Source organism: bacterium (assembly GCA_037147175.1).
Lineage (GTDB): Bacteria > Cyanobacteriota > Vampirovibrionia > Gastranaerophilales > UBA9971 > UBA9971.
Genome location: JBAWVS010000075.1, coordinates 1 through 7,819, shown reverse-complemented (window position 1 = coordinate 7,819; position 7,819 = coordinate 1). Strand labels below are relative to the sequence as shown.

Here is a 7,819-nt window from a genome sequence, read left to right as displayed (position 1 = left end):
GTACTATAAAATTCAATGACAACAAGACTTTAACTTATGCTGCGTAACTCCTGTACCAACAAGAATCATTTACGTTTCTTAGTTGCGAGCTTTAAACGGCGTTTCGGTTAGGCAAGCCTGCCCTGCAGCCTCTGCTCGCAATCCGCTTGTTGTATATGATAAATCACAATTCTCAAAACAGGTGGAAAGTCCCTCGATATGTGTCAGTATTGAATCAAATAATTTGTGCTAAAATCAGCTTATACTTGTGATGAGGTAAAAATGACAAAAGTTCTTTATATAATTGCGGGAGCAAACGGAAGCGGTAAAAGTACATTAGCCGGTGAACTTTTACCTGAAGAACAACTTGAATTTTTAAATGCTGATGATATAGCAAGGGAAATTTGTCCTGAAAATATAGAGAGCGTAAGAATATCAGCCGGCAAAGAAGTTTATAAAAGGCTTGAATCTTACTTTAATCAAGAAATCTCTTTTGCCATAGAAACAACTCTTGCCGGAAGTAACCACCTTAAAACTATTAAAAAAGCTAAAAATCTGAATTATGAAGTCACCCTTATATATTCATTTGTTGATAGTCCTGAAATCTGCATAAACAGAATAAAAACAAGAGTTTTAAAAGGCGGTCACCACATTCCGGACGAGGACGTAATAAGACGATTTTACAGAAGCAAAAACAATTTTTGGAATAAATATAAAGATACTGTTGATAATTGGATGATTTTTTACAACGGAATTGAAAAAACAGAGCTAATTGCAAATGGAACTAAAGACGATTATAATGTACTGGATGAAGCAACTTTTGAACTGCTGATTAAGGATGTTATTCAATGACAAATAATGAATACAAAAAGACATTTGAAATATCAAAAATCTTTAACAGAGCTGTTAAAAAAGCCCAAGAAGAAAACAGACGTCAGGGAATTCCTAACGTTTATTCTATCAACGGAAAAATTGTTTTTGAACTGCCTGATGGTCAGCTAAAAACAGAATACCAATTTTAAAAATTATTAAAAATAAGTCTTGTTATTGTAATAATCAGACTTATTTCTTTATAGAATTAACATATTTTAGCTGAAAAAATATGTTAATTCTCATAAGTGCTTCCAACTTTAAACAATGATTAAAGTATTTTTAACTGCCGGTTAAATATCTGTTAAAAATCCAGCGAAAATTCTTAAATATTCTTCCGACTTTAAAACTGAATTCCACCTACATGTAAACCACAGAGAGATTAATAATTATCATTTTAGATTTAACTACTTTAAGCATAGTTTATTTAGAGATTCAAAACTGATTTTTTTAGGTTATTAGCGTATTAGCTCTTTTAAAACAGGTTTAAACTTCCGCCTGCACACATAAAGTAAAACTTCCGGCTTTTTCAGAAATGCCAACTTGGCAAAAAAAGTCCGGTTTTATGCTTGCTCGCTAAAACTCAAAGCACGTCTATAATACAGGCTTCAATTTGTAAAACTTTATATTTATTTTTTGGAAAAAAATTGCCAAAAAAGTGACTAAATCCGGCATTTTTCTCGTCAACTCGGAAGCGAAAAAACCTGCCTTATATTTAGGCGACAAGCGGAGAAGAGGTAACTTGGCAAAATTCCCAAAAGTCCGGACAAACCACAATAAGTAAGCGTTTAGGGCATTCCAATGTTTCAACAACTACGGATATTTATTCTCACATAATGAAAAAAGCTGACGAAACCGCCGCTTCAACGCTAGACAATGTTTTTTGTAAAAATAAGAATTCGCAAAGCGGTTGTAAAAAGACAGTTAGTTTGAGACAGATTATCAGTAAGTCTGAGCCAAAACGCTCTTTATTTTTTATAAAGCGTAAATATATCCCGCAAATCTGTATTTGACATTTCTGTAATCCAGTTTTCGCCTGTTGAAACGGTTAAATCTGCAAGCTCTTTTTTGGATTTAATTATCTCATCGATTTTTTCTTCAAAGGTTCCAAGAGTAATAAGTCTGTGAACCATTACGTTTTTATCCTGCCCTATTCTGTAAGCCCTGTCTGTTGCCTGATTTTCAACAGCAGGATTCCACCATAAGTCATAATGAATTACGTTAGAAGCTTCCGTAAGATTTAAACCCGTTCCGCCGGCTTTTAAAGAAATTATCATAAGTCTTGTTTTTCTGTCATTTTGGAATGAATTAACCATTTCATCGCGTTTTTTTCTTGAAATTGCGCCATGAAAGAAAATAGCTTCTTCTTTAAGTTCTTTTTTGATAATTTCTTGTAAAATATCGCCCATTTCTCGGTATTGAGTAAATATAATAGCTTTTTCTTTGTTATCTAGCAGATTTTCTATTATAGACAAAGCCTTTGAAGCTTTGCCGGATGATTCTGATTCAATGTTTCCTTTTTTGGCAAAATGTGCGGGGTGGTTACAAATTTGTTTTAACGAAGTTATCAGCTTAAAGATAAGTCCTCTTCGTTGAATACCGTCGGAATTTTCTACCTGCTGCATTATATCGTCAACAATATTTTGATAAACAGCCGCCTGCTCTTTTGTAAGATAACAGTATTCGTCAAAAGAAATTTTATCGGGCAAATCTGAAATAATTGATTTATCGGTTTTTAATCTCCTTAAAATAAACGGAGCTGTAGCTTTTTTAAGTTTTTCCACAACATCTTTATCTCTGTATTTCTCGATTGGTGTTGCAAGCTCTGTCTTAAACTGCGTCAAACTGCCAAGATATCCTTTATTTATAAAATCGTAAATACTCCAGAGTTCAGTTAATCTGTTTTCAACCGGTGTACCCGTCATTGCAATATAATTATCTGCTTTTAATGATTTTATTGCTTTTGTTTGAGCCGTTTCAGAGTTTTTAATATTTTGAGCTTCGTCGATTATCAGGAAATTCCAGTTTTTTGCACTGAATTTTTTGACATCCCTCCTGAAAGTCCCGTAGCTCGTGATTAAAACATCAATATTTTTAAACTCAAGTTGCCTTTCAGAACCGTGATAGATATTCAAATTGAGTGCAGGAGCAAATTTTTGACACTCTTTTTCCCAGTTTCCGATTAATGTTGTCGGGCAAATTACAAGCGAAGGTTTTGACTTTTTATGTTCGTTTTTGTACTGCAAAAGCAGGGTTATAACCTGAATAGTTTTGCCAAGTCCCATGTCATCAGCAATGCAAGAACCGAATTGCTTTTTAGAGTTTGAATAAAGCCATTTAAACCCTCTTTCCTGATACGGTCTTAATGTTGCATTAAGATTTTCGGGAATAGAAATATCTTCTATTTTTGTAAAATCCTCAAGAACTTTCTGTAAAGCCTCGTCCGCTTGGAATTTTATGCCGTTAATTTCGCCTGAAACCGCTGTATACAAAGCCTGCATGGACGAAGTCATTTCAGGAATCGGATTTTTTAGCCTGTTTAAAATATTTTGAACTTCTTCAGGCTTTAAAAGAATATATTGGTCTTTATACTTAATAATTCCCTGCGTTTCTTCCACAAGTTTCCTGAAGTCTTTTAGCGGGATTGTTTCATTTCCGAGAGCTATTTCATAAGAAAAATCGAGCAATTCATCAAGATTCAAATAACTTTTACCGGTTTCATTGTGTTTTTTAAGTTTTGCCTTTGCGTATAGATTAGGAAATGCAAGTTTTTTAAGCTCTTTCGGGAAAATTATTTCAATTCCGAGAACATTAAAAATATTTGCCGTGTTTAAAAATATTTCCGAAATTTTATCCATAGAGATTACGGGCGCTGTTTGACCTCTTGTATCAACGATTTCTTTTAATTCTTTAAAATATTCTCCTGCAATAATCAGCTGTTTTGACATTTCAGTCTTTACGGTGTCTGCCGGCACCGAGAAAAATTCTTGAGCCTGTTTTGCCTTTTTTATTTTAGGTTCTTTAAAAAGTTCTTTATACTCAATTATCGGATCAAGAGAATTCTTTTTATTAACAACATCTACAAAAACCTCGAAATCTTCATCTGATGAATTATTTATTCTAATAAGCGGCGAAATGTTCTTTTTGCCTACATATAACTTTTCCAGCCAGTTTGAAATACTTTGTCTGATATTCTTTTCAGCAAAATTATTAGCCTTAAATAAATAATCAAAAGTAAAAACAGGAATTATCTTATCCTTTGGCGGTCCATCCTGACTGTAAATAATCTTTTTTACAGCCTGAGTGATAAATAATGAGAGCAGGTCGAAGACTCCATCTTCCGAAATAAATTTATCACCATTATTGCAGATACTTACAGGCATAATTTGTTTTAATTTGTCAATCTGCTCCTGAACTTTAGTATCGTTAATAAACGGAATATATCTTACAGTAAAAGCATCTTCGGATTCAAAAATAACTTCCGGCAAGAATAAATTGGCTTTTACAAATCCAAGAGCCATAGAAGATAAAATATTTAAAAAAGCGAAACTTTCTGAAGCTATATCATATTCTATATTGAGATTTGTAGTTAAAAAGTAATTTATTCCCGATTTTGTTTCAAGCGGGGAAACTGCTTTTTGGGTTTTTATTTCATATTTTTGCGATTTTAAGTTAAAAACTGGCAAAATTGCTTTTTCTGAAGTAAAGCTCGGAGGTAGTTTGTTGTAATCGTAAAGGCGCGCATTTTTATAATTCAAAATATGGTTTTTAGTTATTTCATCAATTATGCCTTGTTTATCCGCTTCAAAATACTTTTCATAAGGAATAATTTTTAACCTGAAGATGCTTTTAGGACTGTCGTCATCATTTACAAATTCCAGTTGAAATTCGCTTCTAATAAGCGCAGGGTCTTCTTCTATTTCCGGAAAGCTGTAATCAAGCTGTTGAGAAACGGTTTTGTAAATATTTTCTATGAAAGTCTTGAAATTTCCTTCATTATAGAAAGGCGGATTATCAGGAAGCAGCAATAATAAAGGTCTTATATCATATTTTGGGAAAGAAAACTCGAATTCATCAGGATTTATATTAATTTCTTTAGATTTTAATTCTGCTAATTCAATAAATTTAGTTTTTATAGGGTTTTCTTTTATCTGTTTAACTTCTGTTTCAATACCGGAGGCCTTTATTAATTCTTCTTTTTCAATTCCCTTGAGGTTTAAAAGAATAAAAGGATCTTTATCTATTTCATTTGCAAGCATATAGTAAACGGCTGCAAGGTGTTTGCAAGGATTAGCAGAATCAGGACAGGAACAGCTCGATTTTAAATCCTTCCATCTTTTGGGAAGCAGGGATAATTTTTGTTTTTCCAGAAGTACCGGCAATGATTCAGGCAAATTACCCATTCCTAGTTCAATAGCAATGGAAGGGTTTTGAGAAATTATTTCTTTTATGCTTTTTATTTCATCTTTTGTAAGCTTTTCAAGACTTATTTTTATGCTGTAAGAATCATAATACGACCCTTTTACAGTTGCAGAAACATTACTGCTGCTTATTTTTATATTTTTAACTTTGCCGGTATTTGCATAAGTTTTTCCTCTTGCAAGTCTGTTAGAGTCAATTCTTTCAAGAGCTTCTATCCATGTTTGTCCCCATGAAGTATTACCGTATGATTTTTTCTTTGTTTTTAACAATTGCCTAAGTTCCGATAATTTGCCCCAAACTATTATATTATAGAGATTATTTTAAGTTTTTTGTTCCCTAATCTGTATAATTTATATTATTTTCTTTGCACCAATTTATTGCAATCTGTTTTAAGGCTATATTTTTAAATTCATACCAATTTTCAAGAATTTCATGCCTGTAAGCCACATCTTTAAACCTTTTGAAAGCTCCTTTTCCTTTTATTGAAGCCAAAAGAATTCCTCTAAGTTTGTCATCTTCAATTGAAAGACAGAAATCTTCCATAATTTCATATTCATTGATATTAGATTTTTCCGGCAATTCAATATAGTCATCAGTATTCACTATTTCAATGGCAATTTTGATAATCTCCTGCTGCCATTCAGGGAAATCCTCTATTGGGTCTTCGTCTTCAGCGGCTCTCATCTCATCGTTTGATATCATAACAACTTTTTTGGATTTTTTATTCAGATAAAAATAAAGTTCATCACTTTGATCTTCGATGGCATCAACAATTTCTTTTAATTTTATTGCTTCCATAATTGATTTCTCTTTTATTCGTTCTCTAAATCTGAAAGTTCCGCTTCCAGCTCCTCGATAGAAGGAAGGTTAGTTTTGAGATTTTCAGGGATTGCTTGAGTAAGAGTATATTCAGAAATACCTATAGGTTTGTTAATGTCTTTTAGGGCATATTCTGCAATTACGTTATTCTTATTTTTACAAAGTAAAATTCCTATTGATGGTTTATCACCAGGATGTCTTAATAAATCGTCTGCCGCAGATAAATAAAAATTTAATTTACCGGCATATTCAGGCTTAAATTCTTTTGATTTTAACTCTATTATTACATAACAGCGTAATTTTAAATGATAAAATAACAAATCTAAATAAAAATCCTGTTCTCCTACTTCAAGGTGATATTGCTGACCTACAAAGGCAAACCCCACACCAAGTTCAAGAAGAAATTTTTTCATGTGTTGTACAAGAGCATTTTCAATTTCTTTTTCCTGAGATTCCTGTCCAATACCTAGAAAATCAAATTTATACGGATCTTTTAGCATATTATGTGCAAGTTCTGATTGTGGAACCGGTAACGTATTTTTAAAGTTTGATGTTTTATCGGCTATCGCTTGTCGTTGGTAAAGTTGACTTTCTATTTGAAGAACAAGGACATTCCTTGACCAGCCAAATTCAACGGTTTTATTTGCATACCACAACCGTTCTTCTTTGTTTTTTATTTTGTCAAGAAGCGTTATGTTGTGATACCAAGTAATTAGTGCAAGCGGTACTTGCACAAATTTAAAATCAGGATAGGTTTCAGCAAATTTACGCATGTATTTTAAATTACGAGTCGAAAAACCTTTCATTTCAGGGAAATTTGTACTAAGATCATGAGAAAGGGTATCAATAATTTTTGCTCCCCAACCCTCTTGTTTTTGCTTTTCAAGAATTATCTTGCCAATTTCCCAGTACAAAATGAGCATTTCGGCATTAACAGCAAGACTTGCTTTTAGCTGAGCCGTTTTTATCTTTTGCTTTAAGGTATCAAGTATTTCTATATATGATTTATCAATATTTTGCATTTTTCTTTTCAGTCTTCTTCTTTGATACGAACACATTTTAGCATAAAAGTTTAATTTAATTTTTCAAATTTTTATTCAAAAATCTTGCGGTAAAAATTTTCTAAAAATCAGAAATATTGTAACGAATTTTATATTATACGCTTTGAATTTGCAAAAAGCTTGCTGACATATAACAAATTTTAAGCCTTATAAAACTTACTAATCTATATTCCAGAGCCTAAAACATTCAAAACATACAATTTTACATAATAATACTTGTCGAACACGGGTTTTTAATAATATCTAATGCCTGATTTTTCCAATCGTTTAATAGCTTCATAAAGTTCTTCATCTTGAGCAGCAAGAGATACTCTGAAATATTTATCACTATTCTTTCCAAAAGCTATACCGGGAGTAAAGATTACACCGGTTTTAGATAAAATCTCTTTACACCAAGCTTTAGAATCATAACCATTTGGAACAGACAACCATAAATACATAGTAGCCTTTGGTTTAGATATATTCCAACCCAAATTTTTGAAACTTTTAACCATGAAATCTCTTCTGCGTTTATATTTTTCTACAGTTTCATCAATATAGTTTTGCGGTAAATTCAGTGCAGCAATACCAGCATTTTGAATAAAGTTACTTACTCCGTAATCTATGTTTGTCTTATAAGACCAATGCACGTCTAATTTGTGATAAAATATAGTCATATCAATATTAAA

The 7,819-nt window shown here is 32.2% G+C and carries 6 protein-coding genes; 2 read left to right on the top strand and 4 right to left on the bottom strand.

Annotation, left to right across the window (positions count from 1 at the left end; all coding sequences use genetic code 11):
* Positions 1 to 261 precede the first annotated feature (261 nt).
* Positions 262 to 831, top strand: coding sequence for an AAA family ATPase (locus WCG23_12520; GenBank protein ID MEI8390693.1), 570 nt, complete (start codon positions 262 to 264; stop codon positions 829 to 831).
* Complete coding sequence (locus tag WCG23_12515; GenBank protein MEI8390692.1) at positions 828 to 1,001, top strand: hypothetical protein; 174 nt, start codon at positions 828 to 830, stop codon at positions 999 to 1,001. Before WCG23_12520 ends, WCG23_12515 begins: the two co-directional genes overlap by 4 nt.
* A gap of 816 nt (positions 1,002 to 1,817) precedes the next feature.
* On the opposite strand, the gene WCG23_12510 is transcribed toward WCG23_12515, so the two are convergent.
* The 4 genes from WCG23_12510 to WCG23_12495 all read right to left on the bottom strand — a co-directional run.
* The gene (locus WCG23_12510) at positions 1,818 to 5,540 is read right to left on the bottom strand and encodes a DEAD/DEAH box helicase (protein ID MEI8390691.1); all 3,723 of its coding nucleotides are present in this window, start codon (positions 5,538 to 5,540) and stop codon (positions 1,818 to 1,820) included.
* A 67-nt stretch (positions 5,541 to 5,607) separates the two neighbouring features.
* Positions 5,608 to 6,069, bottom strand: a complete 462-nt coding sequence (locus WCG23_12505; GenBank protein MEI8390690.1) for a UPF0158 family protein — start codon at positions 6,067 to 6,069, stop codon at positions 5,608 to 5,610.
* Between the two features lie 14 nt (positions 6,070 to 6,083).
* Positions 6,084 to 7,112 (bottom strand): PDDEXK nuclease domain-containing protein, encoded by a 1,029-nt coding sequence (locus WCG23_12500; GenBank protein MEI8390689.1) that lies wholly within the window; start codon positions 7,110 to 7,112, stop codon positions 6,084 to 6,086.
* Positions 7,113 to 7,384: 272 nt separating this feature from the next.
* Positions 7,385 to 7,819, bottom strand: a 435-nt coding sequence (locus WCG23_12495) for an aminotransferase class I/II-fold pyridoxal phosphate-dependent enzyme (GenBank protein MEI8390688.1), incomplete at its 5' end; no start/stop codon positions are given.